This window comes from Fodinibius sp. (assembly GCF_041642155.1).
GTDB lineage: Bacteria > Bacteroidota > Rhodothermia > Balneolales > Balneolaceae > Fodinibius.
This window is the reverse complement of the sequence record NZ_JBEPWZ010000334.1, coordinates 1-3,036: the sequence shown is the minus strand read 5'-3', so window position 1 is coordinate 3,036 and position 3,036 is coordinate 1. Positions and strand designations below refer to the sequence as shown.

At 50.9% G+C, this 3,036-nt stretch carries 2 protein-coding genes and 1 pseudogene; 1 reads left to right on the top strand and 2 read right to left on the bottom strand.

Features of this window, described 5'->3' with window-relative positions; genetic code table 11:
- Positions 1–1,468: S41 family peptidase (locus tag ACESLU_RS13585; protein ID WP_372639169.1), on the top strand; the 1,468-nt coding region annotated here is incomplete at its 5' end.
- A gap of 184 nt (positions 1,469–1,652) precedes the next feature.
- Here the strand turns inward: ACESLU_RS13585 and ACESLU_RS13580 are convergent.
- Entirely contained in the window at positions 1,653–2,363 is a 711-nt protein-coding gene (locus ACESLU_RS13580) for a 16S rRNA (uracil(1498)-N(3))-methyltransferase (RefSeq protein WP_372639168.1), read from the bottom strand.
- 278 nt (positions 2,364–2,641) lie between these two features.
- Positions 2,642–3,036: pseudogene (locus ACESLU_RS13575) on the bottom strand (2'-deoxycytidine 5'-triphosphate deaminase); the annotation flags it as partial.

Genomic DNA, 3,036 nt, shown 5'->3' with positions numbered 1-3,036 from the left:
CGAGCCCAAAACCAGTGATGCCATTGAGGACGAATTTGCCGGCAAATTCCAGGGAGTCGGTATACAGTTCGATGTTATTGACGACACCATTACCGTCATTACAGCTATTGCCGGGGGACCCAGTGACCAGCTGGGCATCCGATCCGGAGATCGTATTATCGGTATCAATGATAGTACCTCTGTTGGGTTTACCAGAGAACAAGTAGTCAACACGCTGCGCGGACCCAAAGGCTCGGAGGTGGATGTCACCATCAAACGACCCCATGTCAATGAGTTACTGGAATATACCATCACGCGTGACGATATACCCCTTTATACGGTTGACACTTCTTATATGCTGGACGACCAAACGGGTTATGTCAAAATCAACCGCTTCGCGGCAACCACGCATGAAGAATTCATGGAGGCGATGCAGGGATTGGAAGATAAAGGGATGGAACGCATTGTGCTTGACCTCAGGGGTAATCCCGGCGGATACCTGGGACAGGCAATTGCCATTTCAGAAGAGTTTTTCCAAAAAGGTACGAAAATCGTTTCAACGAAAAGCCGTCATACCCGGTTTACCAGCGCCTACTTTTCGCGCCGCGATGGCGAATATAAAGATTTGCCGGTCATTACCCTGGTAAACAAAGGGTCAGCCTCTGCCAGCGAAATCGTAAGCGGGGCCATCCAGGACCATGACCGGGGATTAATTGTAGGACAACGGACGTTTGGCAAAGGTCTGGTTCAGCAGCAATACGAGCTGATCGACTCGAGCAAGATTCGCGTAACAATTTCTAAATATTACACTCCTTCGGGACGCCTTATCCAAAAACCCTATTCCCATAAAGGCGGCGAGGAGTACGCCTACGAAATCTACAAGCGAGAAGCGGATGCCGAGGGGGACGTATCCGAATTTGTTTCGCATATTTCAGATACCCTGAAATTCTCAACCGATGCGGGACGAACGGTCTATGGCGGCGGGGGAATTGTGCCTGACCATATTGTGCAGGAAGATACCTCACAGTCAGCTGCCGTTTTTAATTATATGCAGCGTAAAGGTATCGGATTTGATTATGTGCGGGAGTACCTGGATGATCACGGGGATGCCTTCCGCACGAAGTGGGAAGATGACTATGAGCGTTTCCGCGAGGAATTTGAATGGTCGGAAGAAGATATGAACCGTGTTTACAATATTCTCAAAGAAAACAACATGGTCGTTAGCAACAGCGATACGCTTACCGAACCGGATTTCAAAGCTGATACGTTATACATCCCGGAGGGACACTGGGAAGAGGTTTCCTGGATGTCCGGCGGAGTGATGAAAGCGAGACTGGCTTTACAGGTGTGGGGACAGAAGAAATATTTCCCGGTTATTAATGATGTCTTTGACAATGCCATTGACAAGTCCATGAACATGTGGGACGAGGTAAGGCAGCTGAAAGAATACGCGGCGAGCCATACCGGGATGACTGAAGGGGAACAGTAATACAACCAACCCCCGGGTTCCCGGTCACCGGTACGTTCCCTTTTTTTAATTTGTCGCTGGATTTCCCGCGCTCGGTTTGTGCCTTGGTTTTCCCCCGGGAATCCGGGTCTCGGGCTCCCGGATCCCTGATTCAGGATCTGGGAGCCAGGAGAGTACATACCTGCTGGTTTTTACTCTCTATCCCTCATCCCCACAAAAACCGGCTCATAAACACCACTACAGCCGTTTCAGCGCGAAGCCGGTAAGCGCCCAGGGAGACCAACCGTGCCCCCTCTTCTTTGGCTCTCTCCACTTCTGCGGGCGAAAACCCGCCTTCGGGCCCCACCAGTAGCAACAGCCGATCTTCATCATCCGCAACGGGAGCAACATCGTTCCCCCCTCCAGCGCTGCTCACTTTTTCATGAGCCATCAGGCACCGCACGTCCGAATAACGCTCGATCACTTCATCCACAGAAGAGGAGACCGAAATTTCGGGAAGCCAGCTGCGCAAGCTCTGCTTCATCGCAGAAAGCGCAATGGACTCCAACCGGTCTGTGCGTACATTCTTTTTGATGGTATGTTCACTTCTGAAGAGAGCGATATGACTTGCCCCAAGCTCCACTGCTTTTTCGACCGCAAATTCCAGGCGGTCCCGCTTTTTGATAATGCCCATCCCCAAAATAAGCTCCGGGGCCGGGGCTGTAACATGCTGCCGATCTTCCAGTTTGACCTGCAGGGACTTATGACCACTGATTCGCGCAACCGGTCCCTCATAACGTCCACCCTGTCCGTCTACCACAACCAGCCGGTCGCCCTCCCGCACACGCAATACTTTTGAAGCGTGAGTGGCCTCCTGGCCGGTGAGCTCGGCGAAGTCACTGTGAATCTGAGAGGGAGGCGCATAAAAAATATTCATGAGGGTGGATGTGGTGCAGTTAATAATTATCCGTTTCCTTTACTCCGTAGCGTCAGCAGTTATCTGGGTAGGATTTCCGGGTATAAATTCCGTTTCTCCAGTCTCTAACATAGCTTTGATATAGGGGATGCACAGTCCACAATTAGTGCTGCAAAAATCAATCTCCTGCAATTCGTCAACAGAAGTTATGTTATGTTCCTGGGAATAGCGCTTAATTTCCGCAAACATTCTGTTGTGACAGATGCATCGGTTCACCCTGTAGGAAGCCATAGTACCTATTACTGCTTGAAATGTTTACCCAGTTTTAACTCCTGTCCCTGGTAATTGCTTTTTATATCCTCCCCGTAAATGGTTTCGGGGACTTCAGTATTCGGTTCAAATTTCATGCTGCAGAACGTCTGACCGTCTTCTATCAAAAAAGGCACGTCGTGCGAGCGTACTTCGAGTACGGCGCGTGCCCCCTTGTCCTTGATTCTGCCCCCGAAGCCGCTGTCAAAGAACCCGGCATAGTGCGTGCGAAGCTCGCCCGAACCGGTATCATAAGCGATCATCTCGGCAGCCAGGTGTTCAGGAATGCGGCAACGCTCTTTGGAGGCAAAAATGTAGAACGCCTCCGGCTCCAGGATCAGGTAGTCGTCATGCTGGGCATATATCGGCTCCCAGAATTCGGAGA